The sequence below is a fragment of the Leisingera sp. McT4-56 genome (genome assembly GCF_020514995.1).
Taxonomy (GTDB): domain Bacteria; phylum Pseudomonadota; class Alphaproteobacteria; order Rhodobacterales; family Rhodobacteraceae; genus Leisingera; species Leisingera aquaemixtae_A.
On the sequence record NZ_JAJALF010000036.1, the window covers coordinates 1 to 23,546 of the forward strand.

Annotated in this window: 18 protein-coding genes; 14 read left to right on the forward strand and 4 right to left on the reverse strand. The window is 64.9% G+C overall.

Translation table 11 applies throughout. The annotated features are described in order from the left end of the window. Positions 1-823: calcium-binding protein (locus LHL23_RS22450; protein ID WP_319005228.1), on the forward strand; the 823-nt coding region annotated here is incomplete at its 5' end. A 130-nt stretch (positions 824-953) separates the two neighbouring features. Here the strand turns inward: LHL23_RS22450 and LHL23_RS22455 are convergent. The 3 genes from LHL23_RS22455 to LHL23_RS22465 all read right to left on the reverse strand — a co-directional run bounded on the left by LHL23_RS22455 (position 954) and on the right by LHL23_RS22465 (position 4,030). After that, positions 954-1,883: a glycosyltransferase family 2 protein gene (locus tag LHL23_RS22455; protein WP_226431625.1), complete on the reverse strand. Its 930-nt coding sequence runs from the start codon at positions 1,881-1,883 to the stop codon at positions 954-956. Positions 1,884-2,021: 138 nt separating this feature from the next. After that, the gene (locus LHL23_RS22460; RefSeq protein WP_226431626.1) at positions 2,022-3,275 is read right to left on the reverse strand and encodes a right-handed parallel beta-helix repeat-containing protein; all 1,254 of its coding nucleotides are present in this window, start codon (positions 3,273-3,275) and stop codon (positions 2,022-2,024) included. A 77-nt stretch (positions 3,276-3,352) separates the two neighbouring features. Beyond that, positions 3,353-4,030, reverse strand: coding sequence for a sugar transferase (locus LHL23_RS22465; RefSeq protein ID WP_222482573.1), 678 nt, complete (start codon positions 4,028-4,030; stop codon positions 3,353-3,355). A 592-nt stretch (positions 4,031-4,622) separates the two neighbouring features. On the opposite strand from LHL23_RS22465, the gene LHL23_RS22470 reads away from it, so the two are divergent. The 13 genes from LHL23_RS22470 (at position 4,623) to LHL23_RS22530 (ending at position 22,015) form a co-directional block, all read left to right on the forward strand. Further along, a complete protein-coding gene (locus LHL23_RS22470) occupies positions 4,623-6,893 on the forward strand; it encodes a Wzz/FepE/Etk N-terminal domain-containing protein (protein ID WP_264181313.1) in 2,271 nt (756 codons plus the stop codon). Between the two features lie 60 nt (positions 6,894-6,953). Continuing rightward, on the forward strand, positions 6,954-7,943 hold the full coding sequence (locus LHL23_RS22475) for a DUF6492 family protein (RefSeq protein WP_222482575.1): 990 nt from the start codon (positions 6,954-6,956) through the stop codon (positions 7,941-7,943). 226 nt (positions 7,944-8,169) lie between these two features. Beyond that, on the forward strand, positions 8,170-10,029 hold the full coding sequence (locus LHL23_RS22480) for an ABC transporter ATP-binding protein (protein WP_226431628.1): 1,860 nt from the start codon (positions 8,170-8,172) through the stop codon (positions 10,027-10,029). 12 nt (positions 10,030-10,041) lie between these two features. After that, positions 10,042-10,914 (forward strand): sulfotransferase, encoded by an 873-nt coding sequence (locus LHL23_RS22485; protein WP_226431629.1) that lies wholly within the window; start codon positions 10,042-10,044, stop codon positions 10,912-10,914. Then, complete coding sequence (locus LHL23_RS22490; protein WP_226431630.1) at positions 10,911-12,083, forward strand: glycosyltransferase; 1,173 nt, start codon at positions 10,911-10,913, stop codon at positions 12,081-12,083. Before LHL23_RS22485 ends, LHL23_RS22490 begins: the two co-directional genes overlap by 4 nt. After that, positions 12,080-14,446 (forward strand): glycosyltransferase family 4 protein, encoded by a 2,367-nt coding sequence (locus LHL23_RS22495; protein ID WP_226431631.1) that lies wholly within the window; start codon positions 12,080-12,082, stop codon positions 14,444-14,446. Before LHL23_RS22490 ends, LHL23_RS22495 begins: the two co-directional genes overlap by 4 nt. Then, entirely contained in the window at positions 14,436-15,812 is a 1,377-nt protein-coding gene (locus LHL23_RS22500) for an O-antigen ligase family protein (RefSeq protein WP_222482580.1), read from the forward strand. Before LHL23_RS22495 ends, LHL23_RS22500 begins: the two co-directional genes overlap by 11 nt. Then, a complete protein-coding gene (locus LHL23_RS22505; protein WP_226431632.1) occupies positions 15,781-16,752 on the forward strand; it encodes a sulfotransferase in 972 nt (323 codons plus the stop codon). The genes LHL23_RS22500 and LHL23_RS22505 overlap by 32 nt, the downstream gene beginning before the upstream one ends. Next, positions 16,749-17,720, forward strand: coding sequence for a UDP-glucuronic acid decarboxylase family protein (locus tag LHL23_RS22510; protein ID WP_222482582.1), 972 nt, complete (start codon positions 16,749-16,751; stop codon positions 17,718-17,720). Before LHL23_RS22505 ends, LHL23_RS22510 begins: the two co-directional genes overlap by 4 nt. Before the next feature lie 3 nt (positions 17,721-17,723). Then, the gene (locus LHL23_RS22515; protein WP_226431633.1) at positions 17,724-18,569 is read left to right on the forward strand and encodes a glycosyltransferase family 2 protein; all 846 of its coding nucleotides are present in this window, start codon (positions 17,724-17,726) and stop codon (positions 18,567-18,569) included. Further along, positions 18,562-19,533, forward strand: a complete 972-nt coding sequence (locus LHL23_RS22520) for a glycosyltransferase family 2 protein (protein ID WP_226431634.1) — start codon at positions 18,562-18,564, stop codon at positions 19,531-19,533. Before LHL23_RS22515 ends, LHL23_RS22520 begins: the two co-directional genes overlap by 8 nt. Beyond that, positions 19,514-20,695 (forward strand): glycosyltransferase family 4 protein, encoded by a 1,182-nt coding sequence (locus tag LHL23_RS22525; protein ID WP_226431635.1) that lies wholly within the window; start codon positions 19,514-19,516, stop codon positions 20,693-20,695. Before LHL23_RS22520 ends, LHL23_RS22525 begins: the two co-directional genes overlap by 20 nt. Before the next feature lie 162 nt (positions 20,696-20,857). Then, positions 20,858-22,015, forward strand: a complete 1,158-nt coding sequence (locus LHL23_RS22530) for a glycosyltransferase family 4 protein (RefSeq protein WP_226431636.1) — start codon at positions 20,858-20,860, stop codon at positions 22,013-22,015. Positions 22,016-22,081: 66 nt separating this feature from the next. On the opposite strand, the gene LHL23_RS22535 is transcribed toward LHL23_RS22530, so the two are convergent. Beyond that, positions 22,082-23,546: LamG-like jellyroll fold domain-containing protein (locus LHL23_RS22535; RefSeq protein WP_319005229.1), on the reverse strand; the 1,465-nt coding region annotated here is incomplete at its 5' end.

Below are 23,546 nucleotides of genomic sequence, written 5' to 3' on the forward strand. Positions count from 1 at the left end.
CTACAACATCACCTGGTCGGATCTGACGTTCCGGAATGTGGGCAGCGAAGCGCGCATCATGAACGTGAACGCGCCGGACGGCTGGCACCGGCTGAGCGACGGCAGCCAGAACATCGGCGGCGACTACACCACCGCGCCTGCGCAGAACCTGTCTGCCGACGAGCTGTGGGGCTTTGAAGCGGGGGCCAGCGGCACGCTTGGCGATGGCGATGGCGATGGCGGCGGCGAGCCCGACGATCTCAGCGGCGACAACTTTATCATGGGCAGCGATGGCCAGGATGACTTTTTCGGCGGCAGCGGCAATGACACCATCGACGGCAGAGGCGGCAGCGACCAGATAGGCGGCGGTGCCGGCAAGGACTTGATCATCGGCGGAGACGGCGGCGACACGCTGCGCGGCGGCGGCGGCCGCGATAAGGAGCGCGGCGGCAGCGGCGACGATGCGCTGTACGGCGGCCGCGGCAACGACGTTCTGCGCGGCGGCAGCGGCAACGATGACCTGCACGGCGGCGGCGGCAAAGATGCTCTGCACGGCGGCGGCGGCAGCGACACCCTGCATGGCGGCGGCGGCAGCGATACCCTGCACGGCGGCGCGGGTGCGGATACGCTGGTGTTCTCGGGCGGCGCCGATCTGGTGGCCGACTTTGAAGCAGGCGACCTGATCGATCTCAGCGGCGTCTCCGGGATCACCGGCTTCGCCGACCTGCAGGCCAATCACCTCTCCGGCGGCGCTGAGGCGGTGATTTCGGATGGCCTCGGCAACACGATGACGCTGGCAGGTGTGGCTGAGGGTATGCTTGACGCCGGCGACTTCATCTTTTGACCGCCGCAAGGCTGAACCGGATACGCACAGTCCGGGCCATGCGCCCGGGCTGTTGCAGGCAAGCACGGGATCCCCGGCCGGGAGACGGCCGGGGATCCCGCCGTTTTGAAGGATTGCGCCGGCAGCGCCTTTAAGGCTTCGGCCGGGAATACTTGCGCACAGGCTTCCTGCTGCGCGGCCGGAGTTTTTTTCGGATGCGGCGGGCCAGCAGTGCCCCGAAGGCGCCGGCACGTTGTGAAAAGGGAATGTCCCTGACCAGCAGGACAGCCTTCATGTATTCCTCGACACCGCTCTGCAGGTAATAATTATACGACCGTGCCCTCCTCCCGGCGGGCCTGCTGACTGCCGCATCGGGATCGAACCATTGCAGAACCGTTTCATCGGTTATGTTGGCTTGCCGTGAACTGCCGCCGTGCATGCGGCGGAAGAACTGAGGCTCCCCCTCCGCGCAAACGATGGGCCCGATCAGTGCGCATTCGGCCAGGAAGAACAAGTCGGAGCTGACATAGCTGCCAACCAGCCGCGTTCTGGCCAGGGACGCTTTCCGGAACAGGCCGTAGACCTCAATCATCGCACCAATGGAATCCAGCGTCTGCACAAGGCGTGCCGAGGCGTTTTCAGCCGTGGCCACCACCGTCCTCTTCGGCCGGTCAAGGATATTCGAGTTCTCATCAATGAATTCGAACTTCGGATAGACCAGCATGGGCTCGGCATCGCGGCGTTCATACTCGCTGAGGCACAGGGATAGAAATTGCGGTCCCAGAACGTCGTCATGGGCAAACCACTGAAAAAATTCGCCGGAGGCGGCAAGGAAGGTGTAATTGTGGTTCTTTGCTGCCCCGATGTTCCTGGGATGGCGCACATATTTCACCCGGGGATCCGCCGCGGCAAATGACTTGCAGATATCCGGGGTCTCATCGGTCGAGGCATTGTCGGAAAGGATCAGCTCGAAGTCTTCGAAATCCTGGGCGAGGACGGATTCGATCGCCTCTGCCAGGTACCTTGCGCCATTGTAGACAGGCAGGCCGATACTGACTTTTGGAGCACCCGTTTCAGACATTGCCTAATTCTGCCAGTTGTACGCAAAGCCGCATTTTTCCGTCCGCCTTGAAGATGGGTGTGCTCCCTAGCCGTTGCGTTGCCCCGTCAGGGCGCTTGCAAAGCGGGGAGCTCAGGACCGGAACAGCCAGACCGGGGATCACGGGGAACGGCTCCCGGCACCGGCATCAAAGCCCCACAACTCATCGGCAGACAGGTTCTGCGCAGGCGCGGTTGTATAGCCGCCGCCGATGTTCTGGGTGCCGTCGCTCAGCCGGTGCCAGCCGTCCGGCGCGTTCACGTTCATGATGCGCGCTTCGCTGTCCACATTCCGGAACGTCAGATCCGACCAGGTGATGTTGTAGCCGTCCTTGATCAGGAAGGCCACGCCGATATCCTCGAAAGTGGTGTTGGTCACCGTGATGCCGTGCGGAATATAGCTGTCGGCGGTCGCGGCCGTGACCTTGCCGGTGTAATCCGTGAAGGTGGTCACGATCGCATTGCCCGACCCGGCGATATGGACACCGTCTAGCAGGATGTTGCTGTTCACATGCGTGCGGGTCAGGTCGCCGGCATCATGGATCGGGGACTTGATGTCCATCGCGCTGAAGTTGTTGTAGAACACCGTGTCCTTGACCACCGCGTTCTGAAAGCCGCCGGTGGTGTCGATCCCGTCCCGGGTGTTGTTCTCAAACAGGCTCTCGATCACCCGGGTGCCGGAAATGTCGCCATCGAGCGTCTTGATGCCGTCGCCGACCGAGCCCTCGAAACGGCTGCGGTAGATCAGCGCGTCCGCCACGTCGCCGCTCATCCGCAGCTGGGCCCGCGCGCCGGTGAAATGGGTGCCTTCGACAATCAGGTTGGCGCTGTCGTGGACATCCAGGAACTGTCCGATATTGCCCGAGAAGGTGCTGTTGATGACCGTGACGTTGTCGACACCGCTGATGCCGATCGCCCGGGCCCGGTGGAAATCGACGCCGCGCTCCGGTTTGAGACCCTCGAAATCGGTGTCGGGGGCGCCGCTGGCGGTGATCGTGATGTTGTTGAGGGTGCCGCCATTGCCCATCAGGATCGTGCTGCGGTCCGAGGCATCGGTATTCTGCAGGTCGAAGCCGCCGCCGTTCCGGGCCGCCAGGGTGACGCCGTCCGGCAGCTGGATCCCCGCTCCGGCATTCAGGATGTACATATGGTCGAGAACCAAATTCTCGCCCGGGCGGATTGTCTTCGCCGCAAACCGGGCGAATTCGTCCGTCACATCCCCGCCGGGCTGCCAGTTGAGGTCGCTGGAATGGAAATTGCGCGCCGTCGAGTGCGACCGCCCCGCCTCGGGCACAACACCGGCAATGACGGCCAGCACGGCACTCGAAGCGGCAAATGCCAGAAGCAGTGCATGCTGAAAACGAAAGGCCGTCATCGGGAGCTGCTTCCTACTGCCAAAGCTGCACACCCGCCCGCCGGTCAGCTGGAGTGGGCGCGGCCCGGCGCGCCGTTTCAGGATTCCGAGTGCGGCGCAAAGATGACTTTGATTGTTTTGACCAGAATGTGCAGGTCAATCCGCCACCCCATGTTGCGTATGTAATAGTCATCGAACTCCGATTTCTGGCGCACCATCTCAATGCTGTCCGTGTACCCTTGTATGACCTGCGCATAGCCGGTTATGCCCGGCTTCACCGCCCAACGCAGCGAATAGAACGGAATCTCGGCAAGATAGGTCTGCTTGAACGCGGCCAGTTCCGGACGCGGCCCGACCAGGCTCATGTCCCCGTTCAGGACATTGAGAAATTGCGGGGTTTCGTCAATTTTCGTGCGCCGCAGCCAATGCCCCAGCGGCGTGATGCGGTGCCGCTCCAGAGAATCGTCGGCCCCGCGCTGCTTGGAGCCCGCGGACGTCATCGACCGGAACTTGATCATGACGAAATCCTTGCCGTCCTTGCCGGTGCGCCGCTGCGTGAAGAAGAGGCTGCCCTTGTTCCAAACCGGATTCAGGACAAGCAGCACGCCGCAAATCACGAGCAGCAGAGGCAGCGCGAGCAGGCTGACGGCAATGTCGAATATCCGTTTTGATACAAGGAATGATCTGCCGCCCGCGTAAGAAGCCAAGCTTCGGGCCCGGTCTGGCGACGGCCCCTTCACGAGCTCTGGCGATGAGAGCCCCGATATCTCTTTCATGTCCCCCCCCCCAAAGCGAGGTCAATTAACCATCCCGCAGGAAATTCGCGGGAAACTCAAAAACACTGGCCCCTTTAAAACAGTGTAGGGCCAGTTACCCTTCCCGCAAGAAATTCGCAGGAAACTCAGATGTATTCGCCTTTAGACGCAGGTGGTGCGGGAAATTGGCAGCCTCATGACCCGAGCCGAGCCGAGCATGAGCAAGTCAATCTGATCCCTAATCCCCCAAGCCGAGCCTTATCGGCGCACTGTTAATTTTATCAAGCCGGCCGCGAGAAGGGAAGTCCGGAATGCAGGCCAGGCCGGAGCGCCCCGCCGCCGCCGCTTCAGAGCAGCCCTGTTCAAAGGCCTTCCGGCACCCCAAGGCAGGCGGATCTGCCGCAAGCGGCTTCAATCCAGCCGGAGACAGTTTGTTGCATGGAACTTTGGCTTATCGGGCACCGGGATATATATAAAGGCATATGCCGCAAGTTTTGAGGCCAGTTAACAAGTTGCGAGGCCAGTTAAAGTGAATAGTCTAGGATCGGGTCAGGCAAGAGCCCCCGAGTTTGAATCATTCGACCTTGTATATGAAAATCCGGCCGATAACGGCTTGAACCTGCGGGAAATCGCGGCCCTCATGTGGCGGGGCAAGCTCTCGATCCTGGGCTGCGGGCTGATCGGGATGCTGATCGGCATCGTCATCGTGGCCCGGCAGGAGCCGGTCTACACGGCCTCCACCAGTATCCTGTTCGAGCCCGAGCCGGTCCAGATCGTCGATCTTTCAAATGTCCTGAGCAAACCGGAAAGCGGAACCACGATCGGGAACCAGATTGAGATCCTGAATTCGACCACCTTGCTCGAACAGGTGGTCAAGCGCCTCGAGCTCGTCACGCTCGATACAGACGGCACGGTTGCGGCGCCCCCCGAGGAGACACCGCAAAGCGGCCTGTCCCTAGCCAAGGAGACCGTCAATGACGCGCTGGAGGCACTCGGGCTGGCCGCCCCCGCCCCGGCCGCCGAGGCGGTGCCGCCGACAGCGGAGGAGCAGTATGCCCAGGGCATGCGCAATGCAATCGGCCGCCTGCGCGCGAACATGGGCATTTACCAAGTCAATGGATCGGGGGTCATCGAGGTCAGCTACTCCTCCCTCAATCCGGCACAATCCGCCAGGATCGTGAACACGGTCGCAGATGAATATATCGCCTTCCTGAAGGCCTCGAAGAACCGGGATGTCGTCACGGTGATCGAATTGGTCGACGAACGCATCAAGGAACTGAAGAAAAACGTCGCCTCATCGGAGGAAGACCTGGAAACCGCGCGCTTGGAGCTGGCCAACAGGCAGGCCCAGAGCTCGCAGATGACAAGCGTCCAGCTTACTGCCCTGAACCAGGAGCTTGCCTCGATCCGCCTGCGCATCGCGGAATCCCGGGCCCGCCGGGACCGGGCGAGGATGGCTCTCGCCGCCGAGGAGAACCTCTGGACGGTCACCGAGTTCCGTGAATCCGCCCTGATCGCGGAGTTCCGCCGGCGCGAGATCAGCATCCGCGAGAACATGGCCGGCGACAATGCCATCGCGGGCGGCAGCGCAAAGCGGAACAACATGCGCAACTCGGCCCTGCTGGAGCAGCTTTACGAGAGCATCCGCGAAGAGGCCGGCTATATCGTCGCGGCTCTCGAGTTCGAGGTGGAATCGCTCGAACAGCGTGAAACCCAGCTCGAAGGAATGGTGCGCACACTCGAGGTGACGGCGATCGAGCAGACGGCGGACGAGCTTGCCATCGAACGGCTGGAGCGTGAGGTCCTGTCCAACCAGACGCTGCTGCAAACCTTTGTCACCCGGCAGAAGGAAATCACCGAACAGGCCAGCCTGCAATCGGCTGGCGCCCGCATCCTGTCGTCGGCCGACGCGCCCTCGAGCCCGGATTTCGAGGTAAGCGCCCGCACCTTGCTGGGCACGGTCGGCGGCGGCCTGTTGCTGGGTTTCCTTTGGCTTCTGATCCGCGAGCACACGAGCCAGGTCATCAGGGAGCCGCGCGATCTGGCCGACGTGTCGCAGCTTCCGGTGCTGAACTCGATCCCGATGACCGGCATGCGGCGCAACCTGCAGACGCTCGGCAAAAAGTTCATGTCGCGCCCGAAGAGCCTGCTGTCGGAAAGCATCCGCAATCTGCGGACAAGCATCCTCTACAGCGACCCGGCCCGCGAGCCCAAGGTGGTGATGTTCACGTCTTCGGTTCCCGGCGAGGGGAAAAGCTCGCTTTCCTTTCTGACCGGGCTCGCCAGCCAGGGCACCGGCCGCAGGACCATCCTGGTTTGCTGCGACTTCCGGGATGACCAGAATGCCATCGTCTACTCCAAGTTTCCGGGGGTCACCGAACAGGACCAGGGCCAATGGGGCGCCTCCTTTCTGCGGCGCAACCGCTTGCTCCGGGACAAGCGTCCCGGATTGGCCAGCTATCTGCGCAAGGAGTGCACACTCGCCGAAGCGCTCACCAGGGAGCCGGGCTCGGGCCTGGATATCCTCGCCCTCTCCCGGTCCGAAAAGCTCTGCGAAAGCCCGGCCGACATTCTGTCTTCCGAGCGGTTCACCGCTGTCATCGAGCAACTGCGCGAAGAGTACGATCTGGTGATCCTCGACACCCCGCCGACCCTGGCGGTGACGGACGCCCGGCTGCTGGCAAGATTGTCGGATACGGTCATCTACCTGGTGCGCTGGAACCACACCAGCAAGAACGCCGTGCGCGAAGGGCTGCGCGAGCTGCGCTCGATGAATGCGCATGTCTCGGGATGCGTCTTCACGCTGGTGTCGCAGTCGCAGGCCAGAAAGTACACCGACAACGAGTTCACCTACAAACGCCGCTACGGCAGCTATTTCAGCTAGGGTGCCCGTCATCAAACGAAGCGGCCCGATTGAGCGGGCAGGCGGCCAGCGGCGGTTCCAATGACACAGAAAATAACGCTCGTTACTGTGGTGTATCTGGAGGAGCTCAGGAACCTCAGGCTGCAGGCTCAGTCCGTGGCTGCGTTTTTTGAGCCCGGCGACATTTCTGCAATCCATATCATCGTCAATGACCGGCAGCAGCAGGAATGCAAGCGGCTGGTCCGCGAAATGGTGCCCCTGTACGGGGAGCTTGCGGACCGCGTCCGGATTGTCGAACCGGAGGAAATCATCTCGAAGCGGGCCGGCGGTTTTGCCGGCGCCGTGAAGCGTGCGGTGATCCACAACCGGGACAGGATTCCATTCCGGGTCAAATCCGGGTGGCGGGGCAATAACGGGTGGCTCATGCAGCAGGCTTTCAAGCTCTGCGCCGCCAGGCTGGTGCCGGACGGTTTTGTCCTGATACTCGATGCCAAGAATTTTTTTGTCAGCAAGGTGAGCCGGTCCGATTTCATCTCCGAAGAGGGCAAGGCTCTCAGCTTCCTCGAAATGCCCGGCAAGGCGCACCGGAAGTGGCTGAAGAATTCCTTCCGCACCTTTGGAATTCCCGCGCCGTCCGATGCGGCGCCCATTCCCCCCAGCACAACGCCCTATTGCGTCCGGGCGGATGTTCTGAGGGGCTGCCTGGCCGGGGTCGAGGAAAAGCTGGGACCCGTTCAGCTGTATTTCGGGCATAAGCCGCTGGTCAAAGGGGCCGGATGGAAAGCGTCGGAATTCATGCTGATTTACGCCTATGTCACTCAGCGCCATGGCGCTTGGCCGAACCTGTTCGACGAGGGGCTGCAACCCGTGGCCGGGATCAGCCGGAAGATGGATGACGAAACGGTCGACAGCATGATCACGCTGGTCGAGAACAGATCCCGGAACGTCTTCTCGGTTCACAGCACGCGGGTGCACAACCTTCGGCCGGATTACCGGACGCGGATCCGGAAAATACTGGAGGACCGCGGGCTTGCCGCAACCGGGTCGTTCCTTTTCCGCCAGGAGCCTTGATACTTGCCCGAACAGAAACAGTCTTAGTAGGGTATTTGCCAGTACGGTTGTGTTGCGGGGCGAAAAGGCTGTTTGGATTGTGCAGCCCCGGCTGTCCTTGTGTGCCGTTAGGAGGAAAAGAGTTCTTGGTGAGTTTCCGCGTCCAAATGTTCGGGCAGTTTTCCTATCATCTGCTTATCGCCCCTCACCGTGAGCTGACATCCAGCCCTGCCGGTGGGGGTTCGGTATGAAAGGCCTGGGAACCGTCTTTTCCCTTCTGGCGCCCGCAGAGCGCTTGTCGGCTTTAAGGCTGCTGCCGCTCATCTGCCTGCGCGGTTTCGCGGAAGTGCTGAGCGTCGGCCTCATTTTTCCCTTCCTCAGGATCATCGGCAATCCGGAGCTGATTGAAGAGAACAAGTATCTGTCGTGGTCTTATTCGGCCGGCGGGTTCGAGAGCGCGGACAGTTTCGCCATCGCCATCGGCGCCGTGTTCGTGCTGGTGCTCCTGCTGAGCGCCGTCATGAAGATACTGACGCTCTACCTGGTGAACCGCTGGCTGGAGATGCGCAAGCACAGCCTGTCGGCGCGGCTCCTGGAGACCTATCTGCGGCAGCCGTATGAATTCATGCTGCAGCGCCACAGCAGCGAGCTGGTGTCGAACATGCTTGCCGAGACCGGGCGCGTGGTGGGCGACGTGTTCCGGTCCCTGTTCAATATCGCGCAGTCGCTGGTGTCGATCATATTAATGCTGGCCCTCCTGTTCTACGTCGACCCGGCGATCACGCTGCTGTCGCTGGGCATATTCGGCGCCCTCTACTCCATTCTCTTCATGACGGTCCGGCGGCTGACCAACCAGTTCGGCCAGGTCATGTATGATGAAAACCGGGCGCGCTACCGCGTGGCCTGGGAAGCGCTGCGGGGCAGCAAGCTGGCGAAACTGTTCAACCGGGAGAGATCGCTCATCAGCAGCTATCATCCGCATTCCGTCAAGTTCGCGGTGTTCAGCGCCGCATCGAACACGGTCCGCCAGGTGCCGCAGTTCGTCATCGAGCTGTTTGCGATCGGGGGGATTGTCATTCTTACCCTCGCCCTGATGCAGCGCAGCGGCGGGATCGGCAGCGCAGGCATGGCGTCCGTGCTGCCGGTGATCGGCGTCTTTGCCCTTGCCGTCTACCGCATGATGCCTGCCTTCCAGAAGGGCTACACAGCGGTCGTTGCCATCCGCCTAAGCGCCGCTGCCGCCGAGGCGATTCATCAAGATCTGGCCGGCAGCTCCGATCTCCCGGAGCTGCCCGGGTCCGCGATCGACCCGATGCCGTTTGCAAAATCGATCGAACTGCGCAACGTGTCCTACACCTATCCCGGCGCCGCTGAACCCAGCCTGAAGAACATCAGCCTGACCATACCTGCCGCAACGTCTTTCGGCATCGTCGGGCAGACCGGTGCCGGAAAAACGACCTTGCTGGACCTCCTTCTCGGCCTGATCGAGCCCACTGAAGGCGAAATGCTGATCGACGGGCAGAAACTGGATCACGACCAGATCCGCGCCTGGCGGGCCAATGTCGGCTATGTGCCGCAAGAGGTCTTCCTCTACGACACCGGGGTGGCACAGAACATCGCCTTCGGCCTCCCCAAGGCCGAGGTCGATCTCGGCCGCGTGCGCAAGGCGGCGCGGATGGCCCAGATCGACACCTTCATCAAGGAGGAGCTTCCCGAAGGCTACGACACCTTCGTCGGCGAAAGCGGCGTGCGGCTCTCCGGCGGGCAGCGCCAGCGGATCTCCATTGCCCGGGCCCTGTATACCCAGCCGAAGGTCATTGCCTTCGACGAGGCGACAAGCGCGCTGGACAACAGCACCGAGACATTGGTGATGGAGCAGATCAGCGAGCTGGCCGGAGAGCGGACGCTGATCATGGTGACACACCGGCTGGCGACCGTGCAGAGCTGCGACACGGTAATCACCCTGGAAGCCGGCCGGATCAGCGGGACCGGCTCCTACGCGGATCTGACAGATCAGGAAGGCGCCGCCGGGCCCCGCCGGGCCAATGGCCAGGCGGGGCCCGGGCTGGACGCAGGACCGGCCGCACCGGCCCCGCTCCAGGGTTAGGGGAGGCGGCCGATGCAGCATCCCCTGACCGTGGCACGCATCAGGAATTCACTCGAATACCGCATCTCCGCGCAGTCCTTTCAGCTGTTCGAAAGCAGCAAGCGGGTCCTCCACGGCCTGACCAGGGCCCGGCCCAGGGCCACGCTGTTCATCTTCGGCTGCCAGCGCAGCGGCACCACGCATCTTGAGCGCCTGTTCCGCGCCGACCCCCGATCGGTCGTGTTCGGCGAATTCAGCGATCTGTCGATTGACCGGGGCAAGACGGTCTGGCCGCCGCCGCCGGAGCTGCGCGCCCGGCTCGAGGCCGCCCGCGGCCGGTTCGCTGTCGCCCGCTCGCTTCTGGCGTCGCACCGGGCGGCAGAGATCCTCGATGCCGTCGAAGGCGCCCGGGCGGTCTGGATGTTCCGGCAGGCGGATGAGGTCGTTGCGTCGATGATGCGCAAGTGGGGCGGGGATTTCGAGGCGGTGTCCCGGCGCGTCGAGACCGATGCGGGCAATCACTGGGACCTCGAAGACCTGTGGCAGGACATCCATGCCTCGGCCGGTGAGATCAGCGGCGCGGAGCCAGGAAGCGATGCCCGCCAGCGGGATATCTACGCGCTCTACTGGCTGCGGCGGAACGAGGAGTATTTCAACCTCGGCCTCAGCGGGGACAGCCGGATCCGGCCGCTGGACTACCGCTCCCTGCTGGCCAGGCCGGACGCATGCATGGGAGCGCTGACGCAGTCGGTCGGGCTCGCGCGGCCTTGGATGGCGTTCCCGCTCACAACCCGCCGGCTCAGCCCCCGGGTCCGTCAGCCGTCGTTCCTGACGCCGCGGATCCAGCTGTTGTGCGATGCGCTCTACGGCCGTCTCTGCAGCGCCGAGAAAGAGGGGGGCCGATGAGCCTGGCAATCGCGACCCAGAATCCGGATGCCGTTGCCGAGACCTATGTCCGGCAGCACATGCGGCTGGTCCGGCCGGGCCAGACCGTCGGCATCGGCCTGGCGTGCGCGCAGCCGCCGGCGGCCGCTATTCCCTTCCATTGCGTGCGCCTCCAAGGGCAGCCGAAGCGCAACCGGCTCGGGACGGTGGCCAGGTTCCTGCGGACGGGCTACCGCGCTTCGCTGTCGCGGCGGGAGGAGGCCGGGCTCGGGGCGTTCCTGCAGGCCCATGGCACCACGGCGGTTCTTGCGGAATTCGGCACCACCGGCTGTGCGCTGCGTGTATTCTGCCGCCAGGCCGGGCTTCCGCTGTTCGTCAATTTCCACGGTCATGATGCAACGGTCCTCGGGCGGCGGCGGGACATGCGGTTTGCCTACCGGATGCTGGCGCAGAGCGCCCAGGGCTTCTTTTGCGGGTCGCGCCATTTCGCGGGTGTCCTCGAAGGCATCGGCATTCCGGGCCGCAAGATCACGGTGATCCCGTGCGGCATCGAGGTCGGCGAGTTTTCGGCGGACAGCCGCAAGGACCCCGGCCTGGTCATTGCGGTGGGGCGGCTCACCCGGAAAAAGCGGCCCGACCTGGCAATCCGCGCATTTGCCAGGGCGCGCCGGGAGCATCCGTCGCTGCGGCTCGAGATCATCGGGGACGGCCCCGAGAAGGAGGCCTGCCGCGCCGTGATCGGCGAACTGGGGCTCGAGGCCGCGGTAACGATGCTGGGCGCATGCTCGCATGACGAGGTGAAGGCGCGCCTGGCCGGGGCAGCGGTCTTCATCCAGCATTCGGTTACCGCGGACAACGGCGATCAGGAAAGCCAGGGGATTTCCCTGCTGGAAGCGATGGCGTCGGGCGCTGCGGTGGCGGTCACCGATCACAACGGCTTTTCCGAGACCGTCAAGCAGGGGGAGACGGGGTTTCTTTCACCGGAGAGAGATGTCGAGGCGATGGCCGCCAGCATTCTGCGGCTGGCCCGGGAGCCGGCGCTGGCACGCAAGCTGGGGCAGGCCGGGCGGGCCCGGGTCGAGGAATATTTCGACGCGCACCGGCTGGCACGGCAGCTCCGCCATGCGATCTTCGGCGATGAAGCCCCCGCCGCGTGCCCGCAGCCCGGGCAACTGGAGGCCGGGACATGATCCGGGTCGCCTTTGGTTCGGTGCCGAAAGACGGCGGCACCTTCACTTTATACCGCAACCTGCGGCCCGAGCTTCTGCGCCATGGCATCGACCTGCGCTGCGTGTCGGCCGGCCGCGATCAGGCTGAGATCACCGAGCCGCCGTTCATCGACGACGGCTGCGTGCAGCTCGCGGCGGGCACGCGCAACCTCAAGCAGCAGGCAATGGCTTTCGCCGAATGGTGCGAAGACAGCGCTGTCGACATCGTGATCGGGGTCAATTCCCCTGCGATCCTCAGCGCCCTGCCGCATCTGCCGGAAAAGATCAGGGTGCTGTCGCGCTGCGCCAACGGCTTTGACGAGGGGTACCGGATGGCGCTGATGGGGCGGGAGCGCATCGCCCGCTTCATCGCCCTGGTGCCCCGGCTGCGGGACGCGCTCACCGGCCGCTACGGCATCGACCCCGGCCGGGTCGACCTGATCCCGAACGGAACATCGGCCGCGCGGTTTGCAGCCGCCGCCGCACGTGCCCGCGGCACCGGCGGGACGCTATCGCTCGGATTTCTCGGGCGGCTGGAGCACCGGCAGAAGGGCGTCATGCACCTGCCGCCGATTCTGGACCGGCTCGACGCGCTCGGCGTCCGCTACCGTCTCGACATCGCAGGAAAAGGGAAGCACGAGCCGGACCTGCGCGCGGCCCTGGGCAGCCGGACCGCCGATGGCCGGGTGCGCTTTGCCGGCGCATTGCTGCCCGGCGGCATTCCGGAATTTCTCGCCCGCACGGACCTGTTCCTGTTTCCGTCGCATTTCGAAGGCTGCCCCAACGCGCTGCTGGAGGCGATGATGGCCGGCGCGGTGCCGGTCAGCTGGCGGCTGCACGGGATCACCGACTACCTGCTGGAGGACGGGCGGACAGGCCTGCTGTGCAACACCGGCGACACCGAGGCGGCGGCCTCCGCAATCGCGGCGCTTGCCGGCGACCGCGCCCGGTTGGCCGGGATGAGCCGGGCAGGGGCCGCGGCGGCGCGGAAGAGATTCTCGCACACCGCATGCGCGGCAGCGTACAAGGCGCTGATCGAGAAGGTCCTTGCCGAGGCGCCGCCCGCCTGGACTCCCGTCCCCTGGCACCGGTTCGAGCCCGACCCGATGTTCCGCCAGCGCTGGGTGGCGCAGCTGCTGCCGGAGCGGCCCTACAAGGCCCTGCGCAGCATGGCGGCCAGGCTGCAGGGCCGGGGCAGGGCGGCTGCGGCGCCGGCTGCCGGGGCCGCCAAGACTGCCGCCCGGGCGCAGGCCACGATGCGGGTTCACCAGATCATCAACAGCATTGACCTGAAACGCGGCGGCGCCGAGCGCATGGCCCGGCTGCTCCACGGCGAGCTCCGCAAGGCGGGTGCCGATGCCCGGCTGGTGGCGCTCGAGGCCTGCGAGATCGGCGGCCTCGACTGCGCCGTCTCGCTGGGGCTGGCAAGCCCCTACGATCCGCGGGCGCTGCTGCGCCTGGGCGCCTATGCGCGCGGGATCGCGCCCGGGGACATCGTGCATGTGCATCTCTTTCCCGCCAGCGCCCATGCCGCCATGCTGGCGCAGGCGGGCCGCCTGCGCGGGCGGCTGGTCTTCACCGAGCACAGCACCTCCAACCGCCGCCGCGGCCACGCCCTGGGCGGCCTGATCGACGACCGGGTCTACCGCGCCTTCGAGAAGGTCATCGCGGTCAGCGGCAGCGTCGAGGCAGAACTGCTCGCCGCCCGCCCATGGCTGGCTGGGCGCACCACCGTGATCGAGAACGGCTGCCCGCTGGCTTTCGGTCGGCTGCCGCAGCGGCCCGCCGGGCCGAGGCCGCTGCGGATCGTGTCCGCCGGGCGGCTGACCCCGGCGAAGAACTATGCCACCGCCCTGCGCGCGGTGGCGCGCCTTGGCCCGGCTGCCTGGCGCTATTCCATTGCCGGCGAAGGGGCCGAGCGCGCGGCCCTGGAGCGCCAGATTGCCGAGCTGGGGATCGAAGACCGCGTGGATCTGATGGGCCATGTGGACGATGTGCCGGCCCTGCTTGAGGCGGCGGACATTTTCCTGATCCCGTCGGCGTGGGAGGGTTTCGGGCTTGCCGCCGTCGAAGCGATGAACGCCGGGCTGCCCGTCGTCGCCTCGGATGTGCCGGGCCTGCGCGAGACCGTCGGCCGCGACGGCGCGGCAGCGCTGCTGGTGCCGCCTTCGGATGCCGCAGGCATCGCGGCGGCGCTGCAGCGGCTGGCGGATGATCCCGCGATGCGGCGCAGGATGGGCGCGGCGGGTTTCGAGGCGGCGAAAAAATACGATATCGCCCGTTTCGCCGCGGCGCACAGAACGCTCTACCAGAGCCTGGAAGCGAGGCCGGTCCATGTGGCGTAAGGAACTGACACCGGGCATCAAGCTCTTTGCCGTGTTTGTCTTCGTGCTCGTCGCGGTGCCGAAGGCAAATCTGAAGATCGGCCCGCTGCCGGTCTACCTGACCGATGTCCTTATTTTTCTCCTGCTCTGCTCGGTGCAGAAACTTCCCCCGCTGCCGCGGCGGCGGCGGCTGTATTCAGGCACTGTCAGCACACTCCTCATAATCGCCCTCGCCAGCGAGGTCGCGGGCATGATCCGCTTTGGCACCTTGCTGGATTCTGCCTACATGATGGGGCGCACGGCGCTTGCGTTCAGCGTGTTCTTCCTGGCCGCGGCATACGTGCGGACCCGCGGGGACATCGAGCTGCTGCTCAAGGCCATAGCCGCGGGGGTGATCGTGACCGCATCGCTGATGATCCTCTCCTCCCTGCCCGCGACCCGGGGAATGGTCAGCGATCTGGTCTTTTCACACAGGTTCCTGGAACCGGCGTCCGACCGGCTCCAGCTGAGGCTTGACGGCGCGCCTGAGCGCGGGATCCGGGGGCGGACGCTGGTCGGCGTGTCGATCCTGGGGGCAACCTTCATCAATATCTGCTGGCCCTTCGCGGCCCTGCTGCTGCGCTGGCCCTGGATGATCGGAAAATGGCGCAGGATTGCGTTCGCGGCCTGCCTGCTGGCGCCGATGGGCGTTCTGATGAGCTATTCGCGCGGCCCGCTCATGGCCAGCGCCCTGGTCGTCATCGCCGTCTTTTTCCTGGGTCTCCGGCAGATGAAGCGCGGGATCCTTTTGCCGGTTGCCATCGGCGCAAGCATCGTCTTCTTCATCGGCATAGGCTCACAGGTTTTCTATTTCGAGCGTCTTGAACGCAGCTTCGGCACCATGCTCGAGAGCCCTTACGAGAACACCCGGGAAAGCGAAAGGTCGCTGGCCTATTCCGAACCCTTCACCCATGCCGTGCAGAACCCGGGCTTTCTGCTGGCCGGCGAGGGCGTGGCCGTCCGGTATACGGCATCGGGCATCCGGGCCGAACAGCACGGCCAGGCCACCCATGCTGTTTTCGCGATGGCCTACTATTCCTACGGCCTGATCGCGGCACTGCTCTACATAAGCCTGATTGCCCGCGCCCTGTTCCATGTTGGAACCATTGCGCTGCAGCGGCGCAGGACGCTGGACAAGCTCCTTGCGCAGCCGCTGTTCCTGTCCCTCGTCGCGATCGTGCCCTGGGCCATGTTCGGCCACGCCGCCGTCTCGACCCCGCGCGGGGCCATGCTCCTGTTCCTGATCATTGGCCTCGTTTCCGCAACATCCCTTTTCCGCGTCCCGGCCCGCCGGCGCCCCAGCAGAAGACAAACCCATGGCCACCGTCGTCATCCTGCTTTCGGATAAGCGTTCCGGATCCACCATGTTCCAGAACGAGATCTGCCGCCATCCGGCGGTGGAAACCGCCGCCTATTCGCCGCACCGCTATCTGGAGACCCACTGGTGGCTGATGTCTGCCGTGCTGCTGGATTTGCCGGGGCCGCTGTTTGCGGTCCGGAAACGCTATGACGGCTACGGCAGCCGCAACAATGCGCGCGCGCTGATGGTCGATCTGCTGGCGCGCTGCGCTCCGGGATTCGTTCCGCCCGCGGAAGACCGCGCGCTTGTCTTCGAAGGCTGGGAAGCGCTCTGCCAAAGCAGCCCGGCCCCTGTCTTCTTCGAGAAATCCCCCCAGATTCTTGCCCAATGGGCGGCGCTCACCCTGATGCTGGAGTGGATCGAACAAACCGATTTCACCGTGAAGATCGTCGGGCTGGTGCGGAACCCGCATGGGGTGATGTATTCGGCGGCCAGGCTATTCGGGACGGATCCGGAAACCCGGCAGCTGGCCTGGCTCAATGGCTGCCGCAACCTGCTGGCAATCGAGCAGATGCTGCCGGAAGGCAGCTATATGCGCGTGCGCTACGAGGATCTGACAGCGTCTCCGGAAGCCGGGTTCGGCGGTGTTGCCCGGTTCATCGGGATCGCGCCGGACGGCACGATGGGCTCGGGCACCCGCGCGGGGCCGGAGCAGAAGTGGAAAAACGATGCCGGCTACCTGCTGGAGCTGCATCCGGCGGTCCGGCAGATGGCGCAGCATTTCGGCTATAGCGGCGCTGACCTGGACAACCCCAAGGACCCCGCACAGGGCGCGCCGCAAGCATACCGGCGCAGAACATTCCGCTTCGGGGTCAATCGGCTCCGGGACAGGCTCGTGCAGCCCGCCTTGATCCAGATACGCAACGCCGTCAGGCGGGGCCGGGCCGGGGGCGGCTCTCTGAACAAAAACAGCGAGGATACGAAATGAGCATTAGCAAGCAGATACTGGTAACGGGCGGTGCCGGGTTCATCGGGTCCCATCTCATCGACCGGCTGATCGCAACCGGTGCAGATGTGCTGTGCCTCGACAATTTCTATACCGGCACCAAACCCAATATCTATCATCTGATGGACAACGTGCATTTCGAGCTGATCCGCCACGATGTCACCTTTCCGCTCTATGTGGAAGTGGACTCGATCTTCAATCTCGCCTGCCCGGCCTCGCCGATCCACTACCAGCGCGATCCGGTGCAGACCACGAAAACCAGCGTGCATGGCGCCATCAACATGCTCGGGCTGGCAAAGCGCCTGAAGTGCCGCATTTTCCAGGCCTCGACCAGCGAGGTCTACGGCGATCCCAAGATCAACCCCCAGACCGAAGACTACTGGGGCAATGTCAACCCGATTGGCCCGAGATCGTGCTATGACGAGGGCAAGCGCTGCGCCGAGACGCTGTTTTTCGATTATCACCGCCAGGCGGGGCTGGATATCAAAGTGGCGCGCATCTTTAACACCTACGGGCCGCGGATGCATCCCAATGACGGCCGGGTGGTGTCCAACTTCATCGTGCAGGCCCTCAAGGGCGAGCCGATCACCGTGTTCGGGGACGGCTCGCAGACCCGGTCTTTCTGCTATGTCAGCGATCTGGTGGAAGCAATCCTCCGTTTCATGGACACCCCGAAGGAGTGCCCGGGGCCGATGAACCTGGGCAATCCCGTCGAGATCACCATCAGCGAGCTGGCCGAACGGATTGTCGAGATGACAGGGGCCCGGTCGCAGATCGTGCGCCGCCCGCTGCCCCAGGACGATCCGGTGCAGCGCCGCCCGGATATTTCACAGGCCAAGGCCGAACTGGACTGGCAGCCGGCCGTTCCGCTCGAAGAAGGCCTGAGCAAGACAATCGCCTATTTCGACGAGCTTCTGTCCGGCACGCCTGCTGCAAAGTTTTCGGACTGACCCATGAACATGCATGACCCAATGACCCCGACGCTGGGCGTTGTCGCCATCGCCTACAACGAAGAAGAGGATCTGCCCGGCTTCATCCGGAATCTGATCGGCTGGGTGGACGAGATCGTCATTGTCGACGACGGCTCGACCGATGGCACCGAAAAGATCTGCGCGGATGCCGGAGCCAAGGTCCGCTTCCTGAGCTCGCCCCGCAAGGAGGGCGAATATTACAGCGATCAGCGCAACAAGGGGATCGCAGCCGCAACCAGCGACTGGCTGCTGCACATGGATATCGACGAGCGCGTGTCGCGCGAGCTGGCCGCCGAGATTCGCACGGCCATCCGCGACCCCGGGAAGGACGGCTACCGGTTCCGCAGGCTCAACTGCTTCATGCACCGCCCGATGCGCGGGGGCGGCTGGCAGGACTGGAATCTGATCCATCTGGCCCGGCGGGAACTGTTCCGGTTTGGCGGGATGTTTCACGAAAGCTGCCATCTGGACGCACCGGATCACCGGGTCGCCCAGCTCCAGGGCAAGATGATCCACTTCAACGAGCACAATTTCGAGAAACGCCTGAAGAAAAGCTCAGTCTATCTTGAAGAAGTGGTCAAGCATGTCGAGGAAACCAACGGGCAGGTCCGCGGCTGGCAGATATTCTGGGCACCGCTCAAGGAATTCCTGAAAAAGTACTTCTACAAGCTGGGCATCCGCGACGGCACCCCCGGAATCATCTCGGCTCTGCATTCGGCGACGGCCGTGTTCCGGGCCTATGCGCTGGTCTGGGACCGGCAGAACCGCGTGCCGCGCGCCGATCTGGAGCGTCAGGTTGCCTGGACGGCCGAGGATCGCGATGGCTGACGGGGATCCCACAGTCTCGGTTGTCATCCCCACCCACAACCGGGAGCATCTGATCTGTGACGCGCTGGACAGCGTTCAAGCGCAGAGCTTCCGCGATCTCGAGATCATCGTGGTGGATGACGGCTCCACCGACGGCACCCGGCAGCGCGTGGCGCAATGGTCGGAAGCGTCGGAGCTTGCCGTCCGCTACGCCGGGCAGCCGCAATCGGGAGGAAATGCCGCGCGGAACAAAGGCATCGGCAAGGCGCGGGGCCGCTACGTCGCCTTTCTGGACAGCGACGATCTCTGGCATCCGGACAAGCTCCGCAAGCAGGTGGAGCTGCTCGAGGCACGGCCCGGCTACGGCGCCGCATATACCGGCCTGCGGGAAACCGATGCCGAGAGCGGCGCGGTGATCTCGGAACCGCGGCACGCCTATCCCGAAGGCGACCTGCTGAACGATCTGCTGGTCAGCGATGTGACTGCGCCGACCTCGGCCTGGATTGCGCGGCGCGCCCTGTTTCAGAAGGCCGGCGGCTTCGATCAGGGCCTCATGGCGCGGCAGGACTGGGACATGTGGATCCGTCTCGCGCAATGCGCAAAGATCGGATGCGTGCCGGAAGCGCTGGTCGATCTCCGCCACCATAGCGGCCCGCGGACCGTGTCCGACCCCGCCCGCGAACTTGCTGCCTACCGCCGCATTCTCGAGAAATACGCACCGCTCAGGCGGCAGCGGGGACTGCGCGTCCGCCTGGCCGCGCTGTCCAGCTACCACCGCCGGGCAGGGCGGGTTCATCTGCACTACCTGAACCGGCGCGGCCGCGCCATCGGCCACTATCTGATGGCGCTCGCGCTCTGGCCGCTGGCCGCCGACACCTGGGCCGCCCTCTTGGGCGCGTTCCTTCCGGCCACTCTGCGCAGGCAGCTGCGCACCCGCTGGAACGCCATCTTCGGGGGGACTGCTCTTGCAATTCGAAGCCACTAGGCCCGCGGCCGGAGCGGCGGCATCCGCCTCTGCTCCCAATGTCGCCTATTTCGCCAACCAGTTCGCCGACAGGGCGGGGCACGGCCTGGCGCGCTATGCGCGCGAGCTGTTTACTGCGCTGCGCGGCTTGAACGGCCCCAATATCATTCCCGTTGCCGGGTGGAGTTCGCTGCCCCCTGACGCGTTCGCGCAGCGTGCGGCAGAGACCGGGCTGCGCCTGACCGGGCTGGGGCGCCGCGGAACGTCGCTGCTGTGGACCTTTCTCGACTGGCCGCCGATCGAGACACGCCTCGAACTGCCGGTGGACGTGGTCCACGCGGTCTCGCTGGGCTACCCGGTCGCTACCCGCAAGCCCTTGGCCGTCACCATTCACGATCTGGGCCCGCTCACCCATCCCGAATACTTCCGCAATACACGGCCCTGGGTCATGCAGCGCAGTCTCGACCAGGCGGTCCGCAAGGCCGATGTCATCGTCTGCGTGTCCCAGACCACCGCCGATGAGGTCCGCAGCTACGTCGGCCCGGCAATCGAGGGACGGCTGCGCGTCGTGCCGGAGGGCGTGTCGGAGGCGTTTTTTGAGCCTGCAGACATGTCGCTTCTGCAGGCGCTGCCCGGCGTGCCCGGCGGCGTGCCGATCATCCTGTCCGCCGGCCACATCAGCCCGCGCAAGAACATCCAGGGGCTGCTCAGGGCCTTCGCGCTGGCAAAAGGGGAGATCCCGCATCATCTGGTGCTCGTCGGCGGACTCGGCTGGGACCATGAAGAGCTGCAGCAGGAACTGGTATCCCCCGGCCTGAAGGAACGTGTCCACCTGGCCGGTTTTGTGTCCGACGCGGAGCTGCGGGCGCTTTACCAGGCCGCCGATCTCTATGTGCACCCCTCGCTCTACGAGGGCTTCGGCCTTCCGGTCCTGGAGGCAATGGCCAGCGGAACGCCGGTGCTGGCGTCAAACCGCAGCTCGCTGCCGGAGGTTGCCGGCAGCGCCGGGCGGCTCACGGACACCACGGTTCCTGAGGTCTTTGCCGCCGACCTCGCCGGCATCTGCCTGTCCCGCCCGGCCCGCGATCAGATGGCGGCTGCGGGGCTGGCCCATGCAAGGCGCTACCGCTGGGCCGATTGCGCAAGGGCCATGGAACAGATCTATGCAGAGCTGGCCCCGTGAAGCGCTGCAGCGGAAAAGGGGCCAGGCTATGAAGGCCGGTGTTCAGTTCCAGCCCTGCCAGCCGGGGCTTGCCGGCGTCTCCGGGCCCGCGAACCCCAGAACACTCCGGCAGCGGCAGAAGCCCTTTCCCCGCCGCCGCGCAGCGCGCCGGAGCCAGGCGGCATGAAACTCCTGATCTCTGCAAATACGTCGTTCAATCTGGTCAATTTCCGGGCCGGGCTGATCCGCGCGCTGCAGCAGGAGGGGCATGAGATCGTCCTGCTTGCCCCGTTCGACGAATACACCGCCGAACTTGAAGCAACCGGCTGCCAGGTCGTCGGCTTCCGGATGGACCAGCGCGGGGTCTCACCGCCGCGGGAAGCCGCCACGCTTGTTGCAGCCTACCGCCATCTGCGCCGGATCCGGCCGGATGCGGTTCTCAGCTACACCATCAAAAACAACCTCTACCTGGGGCTTGCGGCGCGGCATCTGGGCATTCCGCTCATTCCCAATATCACCGGGCTCGGGTCGGTGTTTTCGAAACAATCCCTGCTGAACGCCGGCATCCGGAAACTCTACGCGGCCGCCTTCCGGACCGCGCCCGTGGTCTTTTTCCAGAACCGGGAGGACCGCGACCAGTTCCTGGCCGCCGGGATCGTGCCGCCCGGCCGTGCGGCCTTGCTGCCGGGATCCGGCGTCGACCTGGCCCGCTTTGCGGTTCTGCCCATGCCTGCGCCATCCGGCCCGCCAGCCTTCCTGCTGGCGGCGCGGCTGCTCTGGGAAAAGGGCATCGGAGAGTTCGTCGAGGCCGCCCGCGCCGTCCGCACAACCTTCCCGGACGCGACGTTCCGGATTATCGGCAGGCCAGAGGCCCCGGGCGCCGCGGCCGTTCCGGCGGCAACGGTTTCAGATTGGGCCAAGGAAGGAATTATCGACTACCCCGGGCCGGTGCGGGATGTCATTCCGTACATCCGGTCTGCCGATTGCGTCGTCCTGCCCAGCTACTACCGCGAAGGGACGCCCCGGATTCTGCTGGAGAGCGCGGCCTGCGGCCGACCGGTCATCACCACCGACATGCCGGGCTGCCGGGACGTGGTGGCAGACGGAACAAGCGGCTTTCTCGTGCGACCCCGGGATGCCGGAAGCCTCTCCGAGGCGATGCTGGAGATTGCCCGCATGTCCTTGCCCGCGCGCCAGGGCATGGGCGCCGCCGGGCGCGCCTTGATAGAGGCGCAATACGACGAGAGGTTCGTTATTCAATCCTACACGGCCGCCTTGGACCGGCTGGCGGCAGGCCGCAGCCGGCAGGCCGCCGGGCCTGCAGGGCAGCGGGGCGCTTAAGCGCCCCGCTGGTTTTGAAAATCCGGGCCGGCGGTTTAAGGCCGCCAGCCCGGCTCCTGCACCGGATCAGAACAGGTCGCCGGCCTGATTGGACACCAGGTCCGGGTCCGTGATCAGAACGTCGGAGATGGTGCCGTCGAAGACGTCCCGGAACCCCGCCTGGCCGGGCTGGCTGGCCCAGCCGTTGGCGCCGACCTGCAGGTGCTCATTGCTGGCAGACCAGTCCATGTCCATGGCAGCTTCCCCGACAAGCTGGTCGTTGACCCACACATCGACCAGCCCGTCCCCGAAGCCGGCTTCGACATCATAGTCCTGGCCGGCCTGGATGTTATCCACCACGAAGACCATCTCATCGTCGGCCTGCTGGAACCGGATCTTGAGCTTTCCGTTCTCGACGTAGCTGGTGAAGTGGCCGCTGTCCGCGTCCGACCCGGCGGCATCTCTCGAGACAAGCCCCTGGCGGCCGCTGACGCTGTCCGCGTTGAAGGTGAACGAGATGTTGGCGCTGTCCGTCTTCAGGCTGTCCGTTGGCGCCACCTCGACCACCGAGCCTTTCCGGCCATCGAATTCGGTAACCCCGGCCAGCTCGAACAGCACGCTGCCCTCGCCGGAATCCTCAGGCTCCGGCGCCGGCTCAGGCGCTGGTTCCGGGGCCGGCTCGGGCGCCGGCTCGGTCTGGCTCTCTTCGGAGGGTGTGGTTGCGTAACCCTCGGTAATTGTGAATTCCGAGATTGTGCCGTCGAAGGCATTGCTGAAGCCGGCCTCACCGGAGCCGCTGGCCCAGCCGTTGGCGCCGATCTGCATGAATTCGCCGTTGCCTGCCCAGGTCATGTCCGACGCAGCTTCGCCGACAAGCGCGCCATCGATCCAGAGCGCAACCTTGCCGCCGCCGAACGCCGCGGTGACCTCGTAGCTGGTATTTGCGGCGATATCGCTGACAACAAATGTCTGGTCGCCAGAATCCGCCTGGAACCGGACTTTCAGCCTGCTGCCGTCGAGATAGGCCGTGAAATGCCCATCGTTGGCCTCATAGCCGGAGGCATCCTTGGACACGAGCCCCTGGGTCCCCTTCAGGTCATCCGCGTTGAAGGTGAACGAAATGGTGGCGGCATCCGCCTTCAGGCTGTCCGTTGGCGCAACCTCGATCACAGAGGCGTTGCTGCCGCTGAATTCCGTGTCTCCCTGGATTTGGAACAGGACGTTCCCGGTCCCGCCAGAGCCCGTATCAGGAGCGGGTTCCGGCTCAGGCGCCGGCTCGGGCGCAGGTTCCGGTGCTGGCTCAGGTGCCGGTTCGGGGGCAGGTTCAGGTGCGGGCCGGCTGCCGGAATCGCCAAGCGTGCTGCTGGCCCCCGCTTCAAAGCCCCACAGCTCATCGGCAGACAGGTTCTGCGCAGGCGCGGTGGTGTAGTCTCCGCCGATGTTCTGGCTGCCATCGCTCAGCCGGTGCCAGCCGTCCGGCGCGTTCACGTTCATGATGCGCGCTTCGCTGCCCACATTCCGGAACGTCAGATCCGACCAGGTGATGTTGTAG

Bases quoted from the DNA above. Each gene is read 5' to 3' on its own strand.
- LHL23_RS22495 (WP_226431631.1), top strand. From the start codon at position 12,080: ATGATCCGGGTCGCCTTTGGTTCGGTGCCGAAAGACGGCGGCACCTTC.
- LHL23_RS22460 (WP_226431626.1), bottom strand. From the start codon at position 3,275: ATGACGGCCTTTCGTTTTCAGCATGCACTGCTTCTGGCATTTGCCGCT.
- LHL23_RS22530 (WP_226431636.1), top strand. From the start codon at position 20,858: ATGAAACTCCTGATCTCTGCAAATACGTCGTTCAATCTGGTCAATTTC.
- LHL23_RS22465 (WP_222482573.1), bottom strand. From the start codon at position 4,030: ATGAAAGAGATATCGGGGCTCTCATCGCCAGAGCTCGTGAAGGGGCCG.
- LHL23_RS22505 (WP_226431632.1), top strand. From the start codon at position 15,781: ATGGCCACCGTCGTCATCCTGCTTTCGGATAAGCGTTCCGGATCCACC.
- LHL23_RS22485 (WP_226431629.1), top strand. From the start codon at position 10,042: ATGCAGCATCCCCTGACCGTGGCACGCATCAGGAATTCACTCGAATAC.
- LHL23_RS22490 (WP_226431630.1), top strand. From the start codon at position 10,911: ATGAGCCTGGCAATCGCGACCCAGAATCCGGATGCCGTTGCCGAGACC.
- LHL23_RS22510 (WP_222482582.1), top strand. From the start codon at position 16,749: ATGAGCATTAGCAAGCAGATACTGGTAACGGGCGGTGCCGGGTTCATC.
- LHL23_RS22475 (WP_222482575.1), top strand. From the start codon at position 6,954: ATGACACAGAAAATAACGCTCGTTACTGTGGTGTATCTGGAGGAGCTC.
- LHL23_RS22480 (WP_226431628.1), top strand. From the start codon at position 8,170: ATGAAAGGCCTGGGAACCGTCTTTTCCCTTCTGGCGCCCGCAGAGCGC.
- LHL23_RS22515 (WP_226431633.1), top strand. From the start codon at position 17,724: ATGAACATGCATGACCCAATGACCCCGACGCTGGGCGTTGTCGCCATC.
- LHL23_RS22500 (WP_222482580.1), top strand. From the start codon at position 14,436: ATGTGGCGTAAGGAACTGACACCGGGCATCAAGCTCTTTGCCGTGTTT.
- LHL23_RS22455 (WP_226431625.1), bottom strand. From the start codon at position 1,883: ATGTCTGAAACGGGTGCTCCAAAAGTCAGTATCGGCCTGCCTGTCTAC.
- LHL23_RS22520 (WP_226431634.1), top strand. From the start codon at position 18,562: ATGGCTGACGGGGATCCCACAGTCTCGGTTGTCATCCCCACCCACAAC.